This is a genomic window from Marininema halotolerans (assembly GCF_900116235.1).
GTDB classification, from domain to species: Bacteria; Bacillota; Bacilli; order Thermoactinomycetales; family DSM-45169; genus Marininema; species Marininema halotolerans.
Genome location: NZ_FPAA01000006.1, coordinates 214386 through 234852 on the forward strand (window position 1 = coordinate 214386; position 20467 = coordinate 234852).

Here is a 20467-nt window from a genome sequence, read left to right on the forward strand (position 1 = left end):
GGTATCCTTTCATTGCGAAGAGGACAATGTCTTGTTGCTTCTTTTTACTTCGTTTGTAAGATAAAACTGAATATTTTTGGTGTGATGACTGAAAAAGAAGGGAGTGGCAGGATTGAGCAGCGATACAATTAAGGGGAAATTGTCTTTATTACCCGATCAGCCCGGTTGTTACCTAATGAGAAATGATCAGGGGACAATTATCTATGTCGGTAAGGCGAAAAGTTTAAAGAGTCGTGTTCGTTCCTATTTTACCGGAAGCCATGATGGAAAAACACAGCGACTCGTCTTAGATATTAGTGACTTTGAATACATCGTGACAGATAGCGCAATTGATGCACTCATCTTAGAAGCCAATTTAATTAAGCGCCATCGCCCCTACTATAATGTGTTAATGAAAGACGATAAGTCGTATCCCTATATCCGCCTGACGAAGGAGGAGCATCCACGCTTAGAGGTTACTCGGAAAGTGAAGAAGGATGGTTCTCGGTATTTTGGACCCTACCCCAATGCCTTAGCAGCACAACAAACAAAGAAACTACTTGATCGGCTATATCCTTTACGTAAATGTCAAACCCTGCCTAAGCGAGTATGTCTCTATTATCATTTGGGACAATGTCTCGCCCCCTGCGAATTTAATGTGGACGCTACACAATATGAAGAGATGACCCGGGAAATCATACGTTTTCTTAACGGAGGCTATAAAGAAGTCCAACAAGATCTGCGAAAAAAAATGGAATTAGCCGCTGTAGAACTTGATTTTGAACGGGCAAAGGAAATGCGGGATCTTATTCGCCATATCGAGACGGTCATGGTGAAACAATCCGTCACCCTAAAAGATGAGACCGATCGGGATGTGATCGGGTATGCTGCGGACAAGGGAATGATGTGTGTACAAGTGTTCTTTTTACGTCAAGGTAAACTCATTGAACGCGATGTTGCGATTTTTCCTCATTACAATGAGCCTGAAGAGGATTTTCTTTCTTATGTAACGCAATTCTATTATGAAAAACCTGCCTTGCCAAAGGAAGTGGATTTGGTACCGGAAGTCGATATCGAACTGCTTGAGGGATTTCTTAAGGGCGTTGATGTTCGAGTTCCAAAACGGGGGCTTAAAAAAAAGCTGGTGGATATGGCGGGGCAAAATGCACAAATTGCTTTGGAAGAACGATTTCAATTAATTGATCGTGACAAGGGGCGTACAGTGGAAGCGACACGTGAGCTCGGGGAAGCGATAGGGATCGGTTATCCGAAGCGGATCGAAGCCTTCGATAATTCCAATATTCAGGGGGCAGATCCGGTATCGGCATTGGTGGTCTTTATTGATGGTGCACCCGAAAAGAAGGAATACCGTAAGTTTAAAATTCGCACAGTGCAAGGAGCTAACGATACGGCGACGATGCGAGAAGTCATTCGTAGACGCTATTCCCGCGTGTTAAAAGAAGATCTGCCCCTTCCTGAATGTATTCTGGTGGATGGAGGTCGTGGGCAAATGTCAGCTGCAATCGATGTGCTGGAAAATGAGCTTGGGCTATTTATTCCCGTAGCCGGTTTAGTAAAGGATGATAAACATAAAACGGCTAAATTGCTCTTTGGTGATCCGCCAGCGGAAGTGTCGTTGCGAAGGGGGAGTCAAGCGTTTTATTTACTGCAACGCATTCAAGAAGAAGTCCATCGGTTTGCCATTACTTTTCACCGACAAACCCGTGGAAAACAGATGCTCCATTCTGTGTTGGATGATATCCCAGGTGTTGGCCAAAAACGAAAAACCTTATTATATAAACACTTTGGATCGGTAGAAAAAATGAAGCAGGCATCGGTTGAAGAATATCGGAACGCGGGGATTGGCGATAAATTAGCGCGTGAAATCCTCGTTCACCTGGGGGTAACAATTACTGATCCGAGGGAGAAGAATAAGGAGAAGGAAGAGTGAAGGGGATTCATGCCCTACCTTCACGAAAGTTGATCTTGCTAATGGGCGGGCGCTCTCGGCGAATGGGTACTGACAAGGCTTTTCTAGAGATCAATGGGGAGCGGATGTTGGAGCGAGTCCTTCGCCGTCTTGATGGGGTTGGAGCGCCGGTAGTTGTATGTAATCAACATGTTGTTTTCCCTTCTATCAACGTTCCTGTCGTCAGGGATCATTGGGATCATCGGGGCCCATTAGCAGGAATTCATGCGGGACTTTCTCACGGAGAGGAAGAAATCGCCTTCGTAGTGGCTTGTGATATGCCCTTTGCTTCGGCAGCGGTTGCCCATTTTTTAATGGATGTGATGATGAAGAAAAAGGTGGATGCGGTCGTTCCTCGTGTAGGGCAGAGGGAGCACCCGTTGTTTGCAGTGTATCATCGCCGCATCCTCCCCATCGTAGAATCGATCCTAACAAAGGAAAAAGATTACTCGATGCATCATTTGTTGCGCTGTATTCAAGCGCACTATGTGGAACAGGTTAGGGGATTGACCCCTGTCGAATTGAATCAGGCACTTTTTAATATGAATCACCCGGGTGATCACCTGTTGGCAAAAGCTTGGCTATACTCGGAAAAATAAAAACAGCCCCCACCGATTGTTCTCAATACGAGATTTCGATGGGGGCTTATTTTTTACGCTTTTGGTTCATTCTTGAGATTTGTTGTGCGGGTGTCGGTGGTGATTGAGTCAGCGTCCTGAGATTCCTGGGTCTGAGAAGGACTGGAAACCGCATTTTTAAATTCTCGCAACGTACGTCCTGCAGATCGGCCTAACTCAGGTAACTTTTTAGGGCCGAACAGGAGCAACGCGACGAGGATAATCAGGATGAGACCAGGCATGCCCATTTGACTAAGCATTCCCTACAACTCCCTTCTCGCAATTTTACACACACTCATTATCTTTAATATTCCCAAGCTAAAACTATCACATCCGTGGCGAATTGACAAAAGGGGAGAGAGAGGGCTACACTTAATTTATCATCATCATGAATGAATATTCATTCAAATAGGAGGCTTTTTGATGTCGACACAAGATCTACTACAAACGATGACCCAACGAATGAATGAACGCCCGGATGGGATTCAAAATGTGAAAGCGGTATATCAATTTGATTTAAAAGGGGATGGCGGTGTGACCTCCCATCAAGTACGCCTCGCAGATGGTTCTGCAGAATATGCTGAGGGTACTCCTTTTGAAGCAGATTGCACCTTGCAATTATCCGATGATCACTTTATTAAATTAGCTGAAGGTAAGCTAAACCCTGCGACTGCCATGATGACTGGAAAGCTGAAATTGAAGGGTAGCATGGGATTAGCTGCAAAACTACAAAGCTTATTAAAAGACTATCAATAATAGAGAATGGATTCACACGCTTTTAATATGGATGGTACTTAAATCCATTCCGTTATTTGCCGGTAACTAAACATTGTTTATCAGGTAACAGATGTGTTACGATGGCAGATAAATGATGTTGTTGAACACAAAACAAACAAATACCTCACAAACCATGTGTGAATGAGAGGCGCAAGGGACCATGAGTATCCACCGCGAGGAAACGGTATCTGTTGACCGGTGGAAAAAGGGGTCATTGCCGAAGTCGATCACCCTACCGAAGGGGAGCGACTGGGTCCGTCACTGAATAAGGGCGGGACTGTCACGGAGTTATCCGTGGAGCACTGATATCACCGGGATTGAGTGAGGCTGTGGGCCATCACAAAGGCAACGGCTGGAACTTCCCGCTGTTGCCTTTGTGTATTTTTAATCCGGTATGGAATGGCCAAAAAAGAGAGGAGATTTTATTAGGATCATGGGCATTGTCGTTCAGAAATTTGGTGGGACGTCTGTTGGTAGTGTAGAACGCATCCAGAAAGTAGCTGAGCGGGTGGCACAGGCTCATGCTAAAGGAAATCAGGTCGTTGTCACTGTCTCTGCCATGGGAAAGACGACAGATGAACTGGTTTCTTTAGCAAAGCAGATGAGTGATCATCCGCCAGAGCGAGAGATGGACGTCCTTTTAACCACTGGTGAACAAGTAACGATTGCACTTCTCAGCATGGCGCTAATGCAAAAAGGATTACAAGCACATCCCATGACAGGCTGGCAAGCGGGAATTCATACGGATGCGATCCATGGTAAAGCACGGATTGATCATATTGATCCAAACAAAATAAAAAAATGCTTGGATGCTGGGGAAATCGTGATTGTGGCGGGCTTTCAGGGGATCTCTCCCGATGGCGAGATCACTACTTTAGGTCGAGGTGGTTCTGATACAACAGCGGTCGCCCTTGCTGCTTCACTGAAGGCGGAGCGATGTGAAATTTATACCGATGTGACGGGAGTTTATACTGCAGATCCACGGATTGCTCCCCAGGCGAGTAAGCTAACAGAAATCTCCTATGAGGAAATGCTAGAGTTAGCGAACTTGGGAGCGGGTGTTTTACATCCTCGATCGGTAGAGTGTGCGATGACGCATCAGGTTCAACTGGTGGTACGCTCTAGCTTTTGTGAAGAGGATGGTACGATGGTAAAGGAGGCAGGACAAATGGAAGAAGAAATGAACGTCAGAGGAGTCGCCCACGACTTGCATGTTGCTCGAATCAAGGTACTGGGACTTCCCAATCAGTCGGAAACATTGAGCACATTATTTACACGTTTGTCCGAGGCAACCATCAATGTGGATATGATTGTGACGAGTGAACATGAACAAGAAAGAATTAGTGTGGCTTTTAGTGTCCACGAAGAAGAAGGGGACAAAGCGAGGGAGGTAATCCTTCAGTTACAGGATGAACTTGGTTATCAAGACGTAATATCGGAAACGGGGCTTGCGAAGGTGTCTACCGTTGGAGCAGGCATGGTGACGAATCCAGGAGTGGCGGCTCGGATGTTTAACACGTTGTCCGAAGCGGGGATAAAAATTAAAATGGTTTCAACCTCAGAGATTAAAATCTCTTGTGTGATTCCACGGGATCAAGCGCAACAAGCAGTGCGTACATTACACACCGCCTTTGGTTTAGATGCGAAGCACGAAGTGCTCCTAGAGGCGTAATGTGAAAACATACCTATAAGCCGCGGCGGAAAGTAGCCGCGGCTTATAGGTATGTTTTCATTCACAACAGCAGTATCGACAATGAGAAAAAGGGTAGCAGATCGATAATGATTACTTTAGCAGATTCGTTGGGGATTTCTTTATTTTTTATCCGATTAATCAAACAAAATTAAAAATAAGCGCGATTTTATGTGCTGGTAATTCACCTAACTATTATATTTATGCATAAAAAATAAATTTACACTACCACCTACTATAGAGAACGGAGGTAATTTTTTCACGGAAGGATGTGAAGACTAGAATGTTCAATCTATCACATTTTCAGCCATTCAAAGTTGACCGGGTCGACCTTGTGTTTCTCCTTCGCCAATTGATTGAATCTGTCCTGCAGGCTGTGTTTGTATATTTTCTCTAAGGCATTTCCTTTGATGGCATATGAGAAAGAACTTTTTGCAAGAAAGACTTATGTACTTGCGGTTGGGTTGTCTGTATAATATTAGAATTTTTTTATGTGAGTAGATGGGTCTTCTATTTGATTACTTCCATTCTGAAGTACCCAACGGAAGTGTTTTTGGGATGCTTTAGAATGGTAATAATAGTCAATCGAGAAGATAATATTAAAAAATTATTATGAACTTTAAATAATATATCAATAATACCTTTGATTAATTAAATAATTTAATATAAATAAATATTTTAATGCATAAAAAATTCAAATAAATTAAATATATATTTATTTTTAATAAATAAAAACTTCGGTCTATTTTGCAGGACTTTTCTCAACATAATGGAATATAAATTAATGGGGCGATGGCCCGTTCAACCTTGCTGTTGGAATTCCTTCATTTTCCAAACGAGAACGGGTCGCTTGCAAACAAATTTGTTTGTTTATTTCTCAAGGGGGTTATATCTCATGTCGAAGAGCTTAATCAAATGGCTGGGTATCTGCATGGCTCTGATGTTAGTTCTACTGACTGCCTGTACGGGCAATGAAAGTAGCGATGCAGGAAAAGGAAACAGTAATCTGGCCAAAGAGCAGGTCCTCAATGTTGGGAGTATGTCAAGTGAACCACCGGGTCTGGATCCGTTAAAAGCACAAGATAGTGCTTCAGGGTTGGTTCTTTCCCAAATGATGGAGGGGCTTGCCACGACCGACACGGAAGGAAAAGTACTTCCGGGAATCGCAGAAAAATGGGAGGCCAACGAAGATAGTAGTGAGTTCACCTTCCACTTAAGGGATGCCAAATGGTCTAATGGCGATCCTGTGACCGCCATGGATTTTGAATATGCGTGGAAACGTATGCTCGATCCGAAAAACGCAGCAATCTACGCTTACCAACTTTACTATCTGAAAAATGGCGAAAAATACAATCAAGGCAAAGCAAAAGTGGACGATGTAGGTGTGAAGGCAGTCGATGATAAGACGCTTAAAGTCACCTTGGAAAAACCAACGCCCTATTTCCCTAGTTTGACTGCGTTCTACGCGTTACTTCCTGTAAACAAGAAGGTAGCAGAGAAGGATAAAAACTGGGCAGGCGAAGCAAGTACCTATGTTTCAAATGGTGCATTCAAGATGAAAGAATGGAAACACAATTCAAAAATTGTTTTAGAAAAGAACGATCAATACTACAAGAAGAAAAAAGTGAAGATTACCCAAATCAACTTTCCCTTTGTAGCGGATTCGAAAACAGGTTATCAGCAATTTGAATCAGGAGAACTGGATGAAGGGAATGGCAATATCGTTCCTTCGGATCTAACGAAATCTCTCCTTGATAAAAAAGAAGCAAAAGCTGATCCCAATCCTGCATCCTATGGCATTGACTTTAATACCAAGGAAAAGCCGTTTACCAATGCAAAGGTTCGACGTGCTTTTGCTTTAGCCATTGATCGGAAATCGATTGTGGAAAATGTTACCCAAGGAGGACAAGAGCCTGCTGATGGCTGGGTGCCTTGGGGAATGCCAGATTTTAGTTCGGATAAGGAATGGGTTAAAAACCATGATCAGTATTTGAAGCCGACTGCAGAACCTTCGAAAGCGAAAAAATTACTAAAAGAAGGTCTGAAAGAAGAAGGTCTGGATAACATGCCAACGGTGACTTTCAGTTATAACACGGACGATGGTCATAAAAAAATTGCGGAAGCTCTTCAGCAAATGTGGAAAAAGAACCTGGGCGTTGATGTGAAATTGGCCAATATGGAATGGAAAGTTTTCCTTGAGAAAAAGAAATCTGGAGACTATGATTTTGCTCGAACAGGTTGGTTGCCAGATTATATTGACCCCATGACATTCATGGACATGTATATGACAGGTTCTGGTCAAAATGATGCCAAGTATAGTAATAAGAAATTTGATAAGTTGATTAAAAAGGCGAAATCTAGCAATGATCAAGATCAACGGATGAAAGCGATGCACCAGGCAGAGGATATTATGATGGAAGATATGCCGGTGGCACCTCTTTATTGGTATACGCGTGTCTATATGGAAAAGGATTACGTGAAAAATGTAAAACGAAGTATCGATGGAAACGTTTACTACACTGAAGCTTATCTGACTGAACATTAAACAAACTCAGCTAGGATAAGCAAAGTCACTCCTTTTATGGAGTGACTTTGCCAATTCCTGGGCTTTGACAACACAGGAGGTGAGGTCGTTGCTTCACTTTATTGGAAGACGAGTGGTTCTGATGTTGCTTTCATTATGGGTAATTGCCACCTTAACATTTGTACTGATGAAAAGTATTCCTGGGGATCCTTTTACCTCAGAGAAAAAGTATCCGCCTCAAACCATCGCCAATTTAAAAGCACAATATGGGTTGGACAAGTCTATTCCAGAACAGTATGTCACGTATTTAAAAAACCTGGTTACCTTTGATTTGGGTTTTTCAATTAACAATACATCCCGAACAGTAAATGACATGCTCTCGGATGGGTTCCCCATATCAGCAGAACTTGGAGGGTACTCGGTATTCTTGGCCTTATGTGCGGGTGTATTGATGGGATCTGTAGCCGCTCTTTGGCAAGGGCGTCTACCCGATTATGCGATGATGATTCTTGCAGTCATCGGAATTTCCGTCCCCAGTTTTGTATTGGCGCCATTTTTACAAAAATACTTGGGGCTTGAATGGCGGTTATTACCGCTAGCAGGGTGGGGGAAACCTGAACAAATCATTTTACCTGCGAGTGCGCTCGCCTTAGGGCAGGTGGCGTTGATTGCTCGTTTGATGCGCTCAAGCATGTTAGATGTCGTCACCCAAGATTATATTCGCACCGCCCGTGCCAAGGGACTTCCTCCCTGGCGAGTGGTGAGTCGGCATACGATCCGAAATGCAATTATTCCAGTCGTAACCATTATGGGACCAGCAATTGCCGCTGTCTTAACCGGTTCATTTGTCATTGAAAAAATATTCTCAATTCCAGGCATGGGAAAATACTTTGTAGAGAGCATCACAAATCGTGATTATCCGGTGATTATGGGTACAACCATTTTCTATGCCAGTTTTTTAATCTTAATGAATCTCATTGTGGATTTGATGTATGGTTGGATCGATCCGCGTATTAAAGTGAGTGGAAGGGAGGGGAGCTAACCGATGGGGATACCAGCACAACGATTTGAACCTTCTCCAAAGAGGCAGGCAGCGATGGAGGTCCTTTCACGTCCCAGTGTAACCTACTGGCAGGATGTGTGGCGCCGTTTACGGAAAAATCGCCTGGCGATCGTGGGTTTGATTGGAGTAGCACTGCTGATTCTGATGGCGATTATTGGCCCCTATCTTCAGGACTATAGCTACTATGAACAAAACCTTGCAACGGGCAAAAATCTCCCTCCCTCGGGCGAACACCTCTTTGGTACGGATGACCTGGGTCGGGATGTGTTTGTAAGAGTCTGGTATGGTGCGCGAATCTCCCTCATCGTTGGATTTTCTGCAGCGCTGATTGATTTAGTGATTGGCGTGCTCTGGGGAGGATTTGCTGGCTTTAAAGGGGGCCGAATCGATGAGTTCATGATGCGAATCGTCGATGTGCTCTGGGGGCTTCCCTACCTACTCATTGTGATTTTGATCTTGGTTGTGATGAATGATCCCGGGTTAATCCCGATTTTAATTGCCCTGACCATTACGGGTTGGCTTAATATGGCTCGGTTGGTGCGAGGACAGATCTTACAGCTGAAGGAACAGGAATTTGTGTTAGCAGCGCAAACATTAGGGGCAAGTACCAGACGCTTAATGTTTAAACATTTAATTCCGAATGTAATGGGTCCCATTATCGTCATGATCACTTTTACTGTACCGACAGCGATTTTTGCTGAGGCCTTCTTAAGCTTTTTGGGTCTAGGGATCCAAGCTCCCTTTGCCAGTTGGGGAACCATGATCAGTGATTCCCTCATTGTGATCTTGATGGATGACTGGTGGCGTCTCTTTTTCCCAGCTTTCTTTTTAAGCATGACGTTGCTCGTGTTTAACTTTTTGGGTGACGGTTTACGTGATGCACTTGATCCGAAAATGCGAAAGTAAGGAGGGGGTGAATGGATGAGTACTCCGATTTTAGAAATAAAGGACCTACATGTCTCCTTTAAGACCTATGCAGGTGAAGTGCAAGCGGTACGAGGCGTTAATCTCCAATTAGAAAAAGGTGAAACCTTAGCGATTGTGGGCGAATCCGGTAGTGGGAAGAGTGTAACTGCTCAATCCATGATGCGCTTGATTCCATCCCCACCCGGTAAAATAAAAAAGGGTGAAATTTTGTTTGATGGCAAGGATCTTACGAAGATATCGGATAAGGAAATGTATCAGATCCGCGGTTCTGAAATTGGGATGATCTTTCAAGATCCAATGACCTCCCTGAATCCGACGATGACAGTTGGGAAACAGATTATGGAAGGGTTGATGTGGCATCAAAGATTAAATAAAAATGAAGCCCAGCATCGAGCCATTGAAATGTTGCGCTTGGTGGGAATTCCCACACCGGAAAAGAGAGTGAAACAATTCCCCCACCAATTCAGTGGTGGAATGAGGCAACGGGCGATGATTGCCATCTCTCTTGCGTGCAATCCCAAGATTCTGATTGCCGATGAACCAACTACAGCCCTTGACGTGACCATTCAAGCGCAAATCCTGGAGTTAATGAGAGATCTACAGATCAAAACGGAAACGGCCATTATCTTAATTACCCATGATTTGGGTGTGGTTGCTGAAACTGCCCAGCGCGTTGCCGTGATGTATGGGGGGAAGATTGTAGAGACAGGGAAGGTAGAGGAGGTATTTTATCGCTCCCGTCACCCGTATACTTGGGGATTGATGGGCTCGATGCCCCGACTGGATATTGAACGGGATGAAGAACTGTCTCCCATCCCAGGCTCGCCTCCGGATCTCTTTGATCCGCCTAAAGGGTGTCCCTTTGCTGATCGTTGTCCCCATGCTATGCATATCTGCCATGATGAAATGCCTGAAGTGACCGAGGTGATTCCTGGGTCTCATCAAGTAGCCTGTTGGTTAGAGCATTCTGAAGCGCCATCGGTTGGGCGTGGGACGATGCAGGTCAACATTGCTTCCAAGTAAGCGCTTGACAACCGACAGAGGTTCATCATAAGATGAGCTAAATAAAAAATTGAAAATCCTTATTCTTCTTATCCAGAGCGGCGGAGGGACTGGCCCGATGATGCCGCGGCAACCCCATTTCCTTAAGTGGAAGGGAGGGTGCTAATTCCTGCAGGGTGAAAACTTCATCCTGGAAGATGAGAAGAGGTACTGGTTTGTGAATGGTAATCATTGTGTAATCCAGCCCTCTTCGTATTAACGAAGAGGGCTTTTATTGTGATCGATGTTAAAGAGGGAGGGGACAACGATGTCATTTACGACGAAGTCTACGGGGCATCACAGGATTGGAGTGGCAAAGGGTGAGGGTAGCCTCCAACGGGTATCAATTGGAGATGTTCCATTAGACTCGGGAGTCGTATTGCCTGAGGTAGAGGTCGTAGTAGAGACAGCGGGTTCCTTCTCTGCTGACGCGAATAATGCGGTGCTAGTTTGTCATGCTTTAACGGGGGATGCCCATGCAGTTGGAAATGAGGAGAAACCTGGATGGTGGAGAGGATTAATTGGTCCCCAGGGGTATATTAATACCGAAAAATGGTTTGTCATCACGATGAATGTATTGGGGGGGTGCAATGGAACCACAGGTCCGACCTCGATCAATCCTCAAACGGGAAAGCATTATCGGTCCGACTTTCCGTATGTAAGCATCCGGGATATGGTACGTGTACAGAAACGATGTTTGGACGTACTGGGGATTTCTTATCTACATGCGATCATTGGTGGGTCCATGGGTGGGATGATGGTTTTAGAATGGGGATTACTTTTTCCAGAATGTGTGGGACGTTTAGTTCCAATAGCGACAGCGAGTTCATTGACACCGACAGCGATTGCCTATAATGATATTGGTCGGCAAGCGATTGTGTCCGACCCAGATTTTAAACAAGGGAATTATGATTACGCACAACCGCCTACCAAAGGGTTGGCGATTGCACGGATGATGGGCATGATTACGTATCGTACTAATTCCTTGTTTGAAAAACGCTTTAGCCGTGCATTGCAAGCAGGCGTGCAGGAAGGGGAGGATTCGGTTTTTCAAATTGAGAGTTATCTTCGCTATCAAGGGAGAAAACTTGCCGAACGCTTTGACGCCAATAGTTATTTGAGGCTATTGAAGGCAATGGATACCCACGACCTGGGCTGGGGTAGAGGGGGTGTGACGAAAGCGCTTCGTCAATTACAGTGTCCCGTCCTAGTGATTGGTTTTCAGGAAGATATTTTATTTCCAATTGACCAACAACGGCAACTTTATCAGCATATTCAACATGTACATCCAAGCAATCAGTTTCTAGAGATGACATCCGAGTATGGACATGATGCATTTTTGATCGAGTTTGATGAATGGGGTTCCGCTACACGGGACTTTCTTGGGTAAATTCTTCTTTCCGCCTCGTTCACAGGATTGGATGAGGGTATAAGAAATGTCGTATATCGGAAGTAAGCCCATTGGCACGCTCCTTGACGCGTCTTAAACCTTGGGAGTACAATAACTATGAAACCTCATGAAACTTCTTGATTCCATAGTGATTCCAAAGATTACCGGCACTTTGCCGGTTACACTTTTGTGGAGAGAAGTTTTTTGATGAGGAGTTTGGTGTAAAGTAAGTGCACAACCTTAAAAGGGGCAATAGGGGGAAGAAAATGAGTACGCACCGTAGTTTCTTTAACCGGCGGCTACACTCCCTGTTGGGTGTCATCCCAGTCGGCTTTTTTTTGCTTGAGCACCTGTGGACCAATTATCATGCCACCCAAGGGGCAGCTGCCTTTGAAGAGAAAGTAAACTGGTTGTGGGACATTCCGTTCTTGGCTGTGTTGGAGATCTTCTTCATCTTTTTGCCGTTGATGTATCATGGCGTGTACGGTTTGTATATCGCTTTTACAGCGCAAAATAATGTAGGAAACTTCGGCACTTTTCGTAACGTGATGTTTATGTTACAACGGGTAACTGGCGTCATTACTTTAATTTTTGTCACGATTCATGTGTGGCAGACTCGATTACAAGTTGCTTTGAATGATATGTCAGCAGCAGACCTCAGTCATCAGACTGCAGAAGTACTAAGTAATCCGATTAATGTTATTTTGTATCTCATTGGTATTGTAGCAGCGGTTTTCCATTTCTCTAATGGAATGTGGTCTTTCCTCGTAAGTTGGGGTATTACAGTCGGGCCTCGTGCTCAGCGGGTTTCTACCTGGATTTGGATGGGTGTTTTTGTACTCCTGTCGTATATCGGTATTCAAGCAATGCTTGCGTTTACCAGTCCAGAATTCACTAGTATGTTGGCTCATCGTTAAGAAAGGGGCACTGCCATCATGAAAGAGAAAGTCATCGTCGTCGGCGGCGGCCTCGCAGGCTTAATGGCTACGATTAAAGTGGCCGAAGCGGGAGCCGATGTCGACCTCTTTTCCGTCGTACCTGTAAAACGTTCTCATTCGGTTTGCGCCCAGGGCGGGATCAATGGGGCTGTTAACACCAAAGGGGAAGGCGATTCTCCTTGGGAACACTTTGATGATACCGTATATGGTGGGGACTTCCTTGCGAACCAGCCACCAGTTAAAGCTATGACTGAAGCAGCACCGGGAGTTATCTACTTAATGGACCGAATGGGCGTTCCTTTTAACCGTACGCCAGAAGGTCTGCTTGATTTCCGCCGCTTCGGGGGTACCAAACATCACCGCACAGCCTTTGCTGGTGCGACAACCGGGCAACAACTTCTTTACGCACTGGACGAGCAAGTTCGTCGCTGGGAAGTGGCTGGTCGAGTTACCAAATACGAGATGTGGGAATTCCTCTCCGTTATTCAAGACGATGAAGGACGTTGCCGTGGAATTATTGCGCAAGATCGTCGGAGCATGGAAATCCACTCGTTCCAAGCAGATGCTGTGATTATGGCAACTGGTGGACCGGGGATCGTCTTTGGTAAATCGACTAACTCGCTAATTAATACGGGTACTGCAGCCAGTGCGGTCTATCAACAAGGCGTCTACTATGCAAACGGTGAGTTTATCCAAGTTCACCCCACGGCAATTCCTGGGGACGATAAACTCCGTTTAATGTCTGAATCCGCTCGTGGTGAGGGTGGACGTGTTTGGACATATAAAGACGGGAAGCCTTGGTATTTCCTTGAAGAGATGTATCCGGCTTATGGAAACTTGGTTCCACGGGATATTGCGACTCGTGCGATCTTCAAGGTCTGTGTGGATATGAAGCTCGGGGTGAATGGAGAGAATACCGTATACCTGGACCTCTCCCACAAAGATCCGAAAGAGCTCGATGTTAAACTGGGTGGGATCATCGAGATATATGAGAAGTTCATGGGTGAAGATCCTCGTAAAGTGCCGATGAAAATCTTCCCAGCTGTTCACTATTCCATGGGTGGTATGTGGGTTGACTTCAACCAAATGACCAACATCCCAGGGCTTTTTGCAGCAGGTGAATGTGAGTATCAATACCATGGCGCGAACCGCCTGGGTGCAAACTCCCTTCTCTCCTGTATCTATGGTGGAATGGTTGCTGGACCTAATGCGCTGGAGTACATTCGTGGGTTGGATAAGTCAGCAGATGACCTCTCTTCCAACGTCTTTGATACCCAACGTGAAGTGGAACAGCAAAAATACGACAACATCCTGAAGATGGATGGGGATGAAAACCCCTACAAAATCCATAAAGAACTTGGTGAGTGGATGACGGATAATGTGACGGTAGTTCGTTACAATGACCGTCTGAAAGCGACCGATGACAAGATCCAAGAACTGATGGAGCGTTATAAACGGATCAATGTAACGGACACAGGGAAGTGGAACAACCAATCCGCTGCCTTCATCCGGCAACTTTGGAACATGCTCGAGCTGGCACGTGTCATTACGATTGGTGCATACAACCGGAATGAGAGTCGTGGTGCTCACTATAAACCCGACTTCCCTGAACGGAATGATGAAGAGTTCCTAAAAACCACGAAGGCAAAGCATACGCCTAATGGTCCAGTCTTTGAATATGAAGACGTCGACACTTCCCTGATCGAACCTCGTGCCCGCCGCTATGATGTGGCGAAGCAATCCGAGGAGAAAGGGGCAAAACAAGCATGAGCCAATCAGCGACGGCGACGCAGAAAAAAACCGTAAAGTTTATTATTACTCGGCAAGATTCCCCGGACTCCCAACCCTTCGTCGAAGAATTTGAGTTGGAATGGCGCCCCAATATGACCGTCAACTCTTCGCTCATGGAGATCCAACGGAATCCGGTAAACTGTAAAGGGAATAAAGTAGACCCGGTCTCTTGGGAGGCGAACTGCCTGGAGGAAGTTTGCGGTGCATGTTCCATGGTGATCAATGGAACCCCACGTCAAGCGTGTACTGCATTGATAGATAACCTTTCCCAACCCATTCGTGTCGAACCGATGAAAACCTTCCCTGTGATGCGAGATCTGGCAGTGGATCGTAGCCGGATGTTCGATGCCTTGAAACGAGTAAAAGCATGGGTTCCCATCGATGGCACCCATGATCTCGGACCTGGACCACGGATGCCCGAAGTGGATCGTCAATGGCGTTATGAACTCTCCAAATGCATGACCTGTGGTGTTTGTCTGCAAGCGTGTCCGAACGTCAACGAGAAATCCGACTTTATCGGACCCTTTGCAGTAGGACAAGTGGATCTCTTTAACAGTCATCCAACGGGTGGGATGAACAAACAAGAGCGCCTCGATGCATTGACTGAGGACGGTGGCCTCCAAGAATGCGGAAACTCCCAAAACTGCGTTCAGGCATGTCCAAAAGGCATTCCACTAACAACGGCTATTGGTCGTATGAACCGGGAAAGCACAAAACAGATCTTCCGGAAATGGCTATCCGTTTAAAAAAACTCCCCCTGGATAAGGGGGAGTTTTTTTATAATGAAATTTATCATGCATTTTCAATTAGATAAGTCTGTTCGTAGATTTTTATTTTCACTTAATTGTTTAGTGGGAGGCTAAACTCTGTATCATCAATTACCCACCCCATACTCATTGGTGGTACATAGAATGTGGCAACAATATGGATGGAGGAGTGCGTGTGAAGAAATTGGTGAAAGCGCTACAAGCATTTCCGCCGACTCCAGGGATCATTCGACAGGTAGAGGGACGCCATTTTATTGCGCAGTCTGAGTTGTTAACTCCAGGAGGACGTACTTATGCATGGGGTGGGGTGTTTAATCCACCCAATTCGGGGGTCAATTTAGTCGTTGATCGGCTGACCTTTACTAATTTTTCACCTACGCCATTTACAGGCCGTATCTATATCAATTCGTCTCCACCCGGAAAGAAAATACCAACAAAATTAGTCGCATCTTCCAATGCAACGCCTTTGCGAGTACCTCCTCCACAACCTAAAGCAACATTTAAATTTAATCCAAGGGTAAATCGTTTTCCAAAAGGAGGGAACTATCTTTTTACCCGTCGAATAAAACCCAATGAGACGGAAGTAGTCGATGACTCAGAAACATCCGTGTATATCGTTGCACCTGGAGGTTCGATGTTAGGATTTTTTATTAGCGAAATCCGTTCAGTGATCACAAGGAGTGTAATCGGTTGGTGGGAGGTGCCAATTCGTAGAGGGTGATTTGTAATACGAGGTTGAACTTGTAAAATGGGTTTGAGGTTTCGCGTAGATCGATGAAGACATAAAAAAGCTTCCGTGGGATTAGCACGGAAGCTTTTTTTATGGCGTTTAACCACTGAACAGGGAGCTGAAAAAGTCCTTGATCCAGTTCATCAACTTATCGAAGAATCCTTGCGCTTCAGGGGAGTCGATAATATTTTGGAAATTTTTCTGGAGATCCCCTTTGAGGCCTTGGAGTTGACCTTGGAGCGCGCTCCAGTCAATGTTATCGAGCTGAGAAAATTGGAACATGACGTTGGTAATGTTGTTGATGTCTTGGTTATTGAGGTTGATATTGAGATCACGTCCGACGTTGACGACGATATCGCGAACTTCATCTTGGCTTTTGGGTTGCTGCTTGGCAATCTCTTCTTTTACTTGGTTCATAAAATCGGCGGCTTTGTCTCCGCCTACTTTTTGACCTAGCTGCGAAGTTTGCTTCATTTCTTCATTGGCTACATTGCGTTGATCTTGGCTAATTTGTTTGTTGGTTGCCTTTTCAAAAGCCATCATGACCCCGGTAAGAGCAGCCGTTCCGGTCACTGGATGGGGTGAGGTGACATACACTTGAGCATCTTGGATTCCGGCGGTAATGAGTGCGTTGGCATACATTTGCTCGGTGACGCGTGTAACATTTTTTGCTTTAACTTGAATCCCATTTCCGCCGTCCATGATGGTGATACGCGCGGAGGAATATGCTTTGTTATCACTGGGAGCTGGTCCATTGCTTGAACCTGTATTGAGGTATTTACGAATGTCGTTAATTCCAACATTAATCGTTTGTACATTGGAGTCGACACCCATTTCTTGCAGTAAGGCTTGACGTTGATCTTGGCTGAGGTCAGCACCAAGTGTCACAACGGTTTTTCCTGATCCGGTTTCTGCTGAGGCAGATCCTGCCGGAACAGCGATTGCAGCAAATGCAAGTAAGGCAACAAGGGCAATGGAAGCCCATTTTTTAAACATGGTCATGGATAAAAACCCCCTTCTCCACTATATAGACGTTGAAAAGCAAAAAGATGTTTCACGTTACACATAAATATTTCTGGAATAGTATCTGGCGGTCTTACTTGTACCGCTCTTTTAGCATGCGCTTCACACCAGGGAATAAATAATGACTGCCACCACGATCTTGTACCTGGTCGACATAGGCGGCACAAACAATATCGGGTTTCTCATCCTTCTTTGAATGGGACATCCAAGCAAGCCATCCTAGTTGTCGTTGGTCCTTTGCATCCATACTGGCTTTTAGTTCCGCTGTGCCCGTTTTTGCCCCTACCTCAACACCCGAGGTACGCAGTGTCCGTCCAGAGCCTTTGGGGAGTGTGACGACTCCTGTGAGTAACTCCCGGAGCTCCTTGGCTACATCCGAAGAGATGACTCCTTTTTCCCAATACGTGATCTTATTGGTTTTCCCTTTTACCATCGTAATATGGGGCTTTAATAGGTCACCATCATTCACAAACGTACTATAGATGGTAGCAAGGTGTAAAGGACTGATCAAGAGTTGTCCCTGACCATAGGAGGTATCAGCGAGCTGAATATCACCACTAAACTTCCCATTATTTGAGATTTGTGAAGGGGTAACATCCAAAGGAATGTCCATTTCTTTGCCAAAACCATACTTCTTCAGGTAGTCGATCATGTTGTCGCCACCAATTTTTACGCCTACCCGAGCAAAATAGATGTTATCCGACCATGCGAGGCCCTTTGCTAAATCGATAGGACCCCCTGGATTCGGTACACGGTGAACATGATAGCCACCCCAACTGGAATCTTTTTGCCACTTTCCAGATTCCGTATTATAGGTGGTCTTAGGCGTTATTTTTTTTGAATCCAGTCCGATGGAAGCGGTGATAGCCTTCATTGTAGAACCTGGAGCATACGTAATCTTCGCTCGGTTAGTCAGTGGCTGACTGGATCCACTGATCCTTTCCCAGTCCGAATGGGACATCCCTTGAACAAAAAGATTGGGATCATAGGAGGGGGAGCTGACCATCGCGAGAAGATCCCCATTTTTCGGGTCGATGGCTACGCCGCCTCCCTTATCCGAGGATTTTTGTTGTATGACGTGAAGCATTTGTTTTTGCGTCGTTAAATCAATGGTTGTTTGTATGTCCTTACCGTCAGTTCCTGGGCGAAGAGCGATCAGGGACTGTTCTTTTCCTGCTGGGGAAGTCGTAGCAATCCGATAACCGTGTTTTCCGCGAAGGACATCATCCAGGTACTCTTCCAGTCCAGAATGGCCGATAACATCACCGGATTCATACCCGTGTTTCTTCTTTTTCTCTAACTCACTCTTGGTGATCGGTCGAATATAACCGGTGACATGGGCAGTTAAACTGCCTTGAGGATAGCGTCGGGTGGAGGCATCACGATGACTTACCCCAGGAATGGATTTCGTAACTTTCTCTGCCTTTTCTTCTTGATCTTTCTCTGTGTAGGTATGCACTTTGACAAAGGAAGAAGCATCTTTTTCTTTCTTCACTTTGTCATACACCTCATCATAAGAAAGGGAGAGAGCTTTTGCGAGTGCTTTACTGGTTTCTTGGAGGTCTTCGACCTGGTTAGGCACCATCCCAATAGCGGTTTTTTCGTCGTTAATCGCCAAAGGTTCCCCATTCCGGGTGGTGATTTCTCCTCGTTTTCCTACAGGAGTTTGAGATACACGGACGCGATCCCCCTCCTTTAAACTAGGAAAGATCATGGAGGGCTTCCAAGCAATGCGCCATCCCTCATCATCCTTTACCATGTGCGCCTGATTTTTAAAGGTGATTTTCGGGACAATGCTGGAGTGAATCGTTGTTGTAAAAGGAATCGTTGGTGGTTCACCCTTGGTTTTTGTCAGCGAAAAAGCAATTTCCTTCTGACTAATTCCTTCGGCAATCGATTGGTGTCGCCGAATAAAGGTTTCTTGTTTAATTTCCTGTTTGGCATCGGAGCTGAGAAGGCTATACATGGATTTGTAGTCGCCTTTTTCCCAATCCTTAAGATAATGGTCTAAGACAGTTTGCGGGGCAGGACCGGTGTCTCTCACAATAAAGTAGGTCCCTAATCCCGCTACGATGAAGATGATGGCAGCAAACAGAAGAATCGCTGCTCTTTGGCTTATACCAACTTGACGTAGCCAGGTGGAAAGTCGTTCTTTCAGGTGGTGCATCGGTACAGCTTCACCTCTATTTCATTCTCTAATGAATGCAACAAGGTCTATTTTATCGTTAATTAAAGGGTGTGTGAATGGATTTATTGACCATTGGAAGTTGATATTGGGTAATTTTTAAAGATGGCGGGGCATTATTTTTTGAACCTCCCCCACCTACGCTAACACTAAGAGGTGGGGGATTCTTGGAAACTCCCATCGACTGACAGGATACACTCCAAGCTTAGACCGTCGTCCCGACGGCAAGAATCTTTAATCCTTCTTGCAAAATGTTCTTGGATGCATTGATGTCTCGATCATGATGGGAGTGGCACGTAGGACATGTCCATTCTCGTAGGTTGAGGTTTTTTACGTCCTTATTGCGGTAGCCACAGGCTGAGCATAGCTGGCTGGATGGGAACTGTTTCCCTACTTTCACCACGTTTCGTCCGTGCCATTCTGCCTTGTAGGTGAGCATGGCGACAAACTCCGACCAGGATGCATCCGTGATCGATTTGGCTAACTTGTGATTCTTCACCATGTTCTTTACGGAAAGATCTTCGATGCAAATCGTTTGGTTTTCACGAATCAGCTTCGAGGACAGTTTATGTAGGAAGTCGAGACGCGCGTTTACGATCTTCTCATGGATACGGGCGACTTTGATGCGGGCTTTGTGCCAATTGGAACCGCCTTTAGTTCGACGGCTCATGATCCTTTGCGCGTGGGCTAGCTTCCTTTCGTACTGCCGGAAATACCGAGACGGTTTGACTTTCGTTCCATCGGTGAGAATCGCAAAGTCCTTTAACCCTAGGTCAATGCCTATGACTTTCTCCCTCGTTACGGGCACAACCGGACACGGGTGGACCTCGGACAACACCGATACAACGAACTTTCCCGTAGGATGACGTCGGATGGTGGCAGAAAGGATTCGCCCTTCTACCTCACGAGATTTGGCAAACTTCACCCACCCCAGTTTAGGAAGCTTGATCCGATTGGCAACAATGGCGATGGAAGCCGTTCCTTTTTTTCCATGGTTGCACTGACTGGTGTAGGACTGGACACGGTTGCGTTTGCTTTTAAAGCGCGGGCGATCAT

The 20467-nt window shown here is 45.4% G+C and carries 17 protein-coding genes and 2 riboswitches; of the genes, 13 read left to right on the forward strand and 4 right to left on the reverse strand.

Features of this window, described 5'->3' with window-relative positions; all coding sequences use genetic code 11:
• Nucleotides 1-112 precede the first annotated feature (112 nt).
• Nucleotides 113-1930, forward strand: coding sequence for an excinuclease ABC subunit UvrC (uvrC, locus tag CHX35_RS09880; protein WP_091837037.1), 1818 nt, complete (start codon nucleotides 113-115; stop codon nucleotides 1928-1930).
• On the forward strand, nucleotides 1927-2547 hold the full coding sequence (mobA, locus tag CHX35_RS09885) for a molybdenum cofactor guanylyltransferase (RefSeq protein ID WP_091837039.1): 621 nt from the start codon (nucleotides 1927-1929) through the stop codon (nucleotides 2545-2547). Before uvrC ends, mobA begins: the two co-directional genes overlap by 4 nt.
• A 53-nt stretch (nucleotides 2548-2600) precedes the next feature.
• Here the strand turns inward: mobA and CHX35_RS09890 are convergent, their stop codons facing one another.
• The gene (locus tag CHX35_RS09890; protein WP_425435329.1) at nucleotides 2601-2813 is read right to left on the reverse strand and encodes a twin-arginine translocase TatA/TatE family subunit; all 213 of its coding nucleotides are present in this window, start codon (nucleotides 2811-2813) and stop codon (nucleotides 2601-2603) included.
• A gap of 175 nt (nucleotides 2814-2988) precedes the next feature.
• Here CHX35_RS09890 and CHX35_RS09895 point away from each other — a divergent pair, with 175 nt between their 5' ends.
• The 11 genes from CHX35_RS09895 (at nucleotide 2989) to CHX35_RS09945 (ending at nucleotide 16194) form a co-directional block, all read left to right on the forward strand.
• Nucleotides 2989-3321: an SCP2 sterol-binding domain-containing protein gene (locus CHX35_RS09895; RefSeq protein WP_091837042.1), complete on the forward strand. Its 333-nt coding sequence runs from the start codon at nucleotides 2989-2991 to the stop codon at nucleotides 3319-3321.
• Nucleotides 3322-3477: 156 nt separating this feature from the next.
• Nucleotides 3478-3655: riboswitch (Lysine riboswitch) on the forward strand.
• A gap of 120 nt (nucleotides 3656-3775) precedes the next feature.
• Nucleotides 3776-5014, forward strand: coding sequence for an aspartate kinase (locus CHX35_RS09900; protein ID WP_091837044.1), 1239 nt, complete (start codon nucleotides 3776-3778; stop codon nucleotides 5012-5014).
• A gap of 913 nt (nucleotides 5015-5927) precedes the next feature.
• Nucleotides 5928-7577, forward strand: a complete 1650-nt coding sequence (locus tag CHX35_RS09905) for a peptide ABC transporter substrate-binding protein (RefSeq protein ID WP_176392011.1) — start codon at nucleotides 5928-5930, stop codon at nucleotides 7575-7577.
• A gap of 88 nt (nucleotides 7578-7665) precedes the next feature.
• Nucleotides 7666-8598, forward strand: coding sequence for an ABC transporter permease (locus tag CHX35_RS09910; RefSeq protein WP_091837048.1), 933 nt, complete (start codon nucleotides 7666-7668; stop codon nucleotides 8596-8598).
• 3 nt (nucleotides 8599-8601) lie between these two features.
• On the forward strand, nucleotides 8602-9525 hold the full coding sequence (locus CHX35_RS09915; protein ID WP_091837049.1) for an ABC transporter permease: 924 nt from the start codon (nucleotides 8602-8604) through the stop codon (nucleotides 9523-9525).
• Nucleotides 9526-9540: 15 nt separating this feature from the next.
• A complete protein-coding gene (locus tag CHX35_RS09920; protein ID WP_091837051.1) occupies nucleotides 9541-10569 on the forward strand; it encodes an ABC transporter ATP-binding protein in 1029 nt (342 codons plus the stop codon).
• A gap of 65 nt (nucleotides 10570-10634) precedes the next feature.
• Nucleotides 10635-10752, forward strand: a riboswitch (SAM riboswitch).
• Between the two features lie 103 nt (nucleotides 10753-10855).
• Nucleotides 10856-11977 carry a homoserine O-acetyltransferase MetX gene (metX, locus tag CHX35_RS09925; protein WP_091837052.1) on the forward strand — a complete coding sequence of 374 codons (1122 nt, stop codon included), beginning with the start codon at nucleotides 10856-10858 and terminating at the stop codon, nucleotides 11975-11977.
• Between the two features lie 266 nt (nucleotides 11978-12243).
• The gene (locus CHX35_RS09930) at nucleotides 12244-12894 is read left to right on the forward strand and encodes a succinate dehydrogenase cytochrome b558 subunit (RefSeq protein ID WP_091837054.1); all 651 of its coding nucleotides are present in this window, start codon (nucleotides 12244-12246) and stop codon (nucleotides 12892-12894) included.
• 15 nt (nucleotides 12895-12909) lie between these two features.
• The gene (gene sdhA, locus CHX35_RS09935; protein WP_091837056.1) at nucleotides 12910-14685 is read left to right on the forward strand and encodes a succinate dehydrogenase flavoprotein subunit; all 1776 of its coding nucleotides are present in this window, start codon (nucleotides 12910-12912) and stop codon (nucleotides 14683-14685) included.
• Nucleotides 14682-15452, forward strand: coding sequence for a succinate dehydrogenase iron-sulfur subunit (gene sdhB / locus CHX35_RS09940; protein ID WP_091837057.1), 771 nt, complete (start codon nucleotides 14682-14684; stop codon nucleotides 15450-15452). Before sdhA ends, sdhB begins: the two co-directional genes overlap by 4 nt.
• A 196-nt stretch (nucleotides 15453-15648) precedes the next feature.
• On the forward strand, nucleotides 15649-16194 hold the full coding sequence (locus tag CHX35_RS09945; RefSeq protein ID WP_091837059.1) for a DUF6143 family protein: 546 nt from the start codon (nucleotides 15649-15651) through the stop codon (nucleotides 16192-16194).
• A gap of 108 nt (nucleotides 16195-16302) precedes the next feature.
• On the opposite strand, the gene CHX35_RS09950 is transcribed toward CHX35_RS09945, so the two are convergent.
• The 3 genes from CHX35_RS09950 to tnpB all read right to left on the reverse strand — a co-directional run.
• A complete protein-coding gene (locus CHX35_RS09950) occupies nucleotides 16303-17205 on the reverse strand; it encodes a DUF1002 domain-containing protein (protein WP_091837061.1) in 903 nt (300 codons plus the stop codon).
• Between the two features lie 94 nt (nucleotides 17206-17299).
• Nucleotides 17300-19393, reverse strand: a complete 2094-nt coding sequence (locus CHX35_RS09955) for a penicillin-binding transpeptidase domain-containing protein (RefSeq protein ID WP_091837062.1) — start codon at nucleotides 19391-19393, stop codon at nucleotides 17300-17302.
• Between the two features lie 223 nt (nucleotides 19394-19616).
• Nucleotides 19617-20467: IS200/IS605 family element RNA-guided endonuclease TnpB (gene tnpB, locus CHX35_RS09960; RefSeq protein ID WP_091837064.1), on the reverse strand; the 851-nt coding region annotated here is incomplete at its 5' end.

Excerpts from the sequence above, each read along its gene's own strand:
- CHX35_RS09890 (WP_425435329.1), bottom strand. The coding sequence starts at position 2,813 with ATGGGCATGCCTGGTCTCATCCTGATTATCCTCGTCGCGTTGCTCCTG.
- CHX35_RS09895 (WP_091837042.1), top strand. The coding sequence starts at position 2,989 with ATGTCGACACAAGATCTACTACAAACGATGACCCAACGAATGAATGAA.
- CHX35_RS09900 (WP_091837044.1), top strand. The coding sequence starts at position 3,776 with ATGGGCATTGTCGTTCAGAAATTTGGTGGGACGTCTGTTGGTAGTGTA.
- CHX35_RS09905 (WP_176392011.1), top strand. The coding sequence starts at position 5,928 with ATGTCGAAGAGCTTAATCAAATGGCTGGGTATCTGCATGGCTCTGATG.
- CHX35_RS09915 (WP_091837049.1), top strand. The coding sequence starts at position 8,602 with ATGGGGATACCAGCACAACGATTTGAACCTTCTCCAAAGAGGCAGGCA.
- CHX35_RS09920 (WP_091837051.1), top strand. The coding sequence starts at position 9,541 with ATGAGTACTCCGATTTTAGAAATAAAGGACCTACATGTCTCCTTTAAG.
- metX (WP_091837052.1), top strand. The coding sequence starts at position 10,856 with ATGTCATTTACGACGAAGTCTACGGGGCATCACAGGATTGGAGTGGCA.
- CHX35_RS09930 (WP_091837054.1), top strand. The coding sequence starts at position 12,244 with ATGAGTACGCACCGTAGTTTCTTTAACCGGCGGCTACACTCCCTGTTG.
- sdhB (WP_091837057.1), top strand. The coding sequence starts at position 14,682 with ATGAGCCAATCAGCGACGGCGACGCAGAAAAAAACCGTAAAGTTTATT.
- CHX35_RS09950 (WP_091837061.1), bottom strand. The coding sequence starts at position 17,205 with ATGACCATGTTTAAAAAATGGGCTTCCATTGCCCTTGTTGCCTTACTT.
- CHX35_RS09955 (WP_091837062.1), bottom strand. The coding sequence starts at position 19,393 with ATGCACCACCTGAAAGAACGACTTTCCACCTGGCTACGTCAAGTTGGT.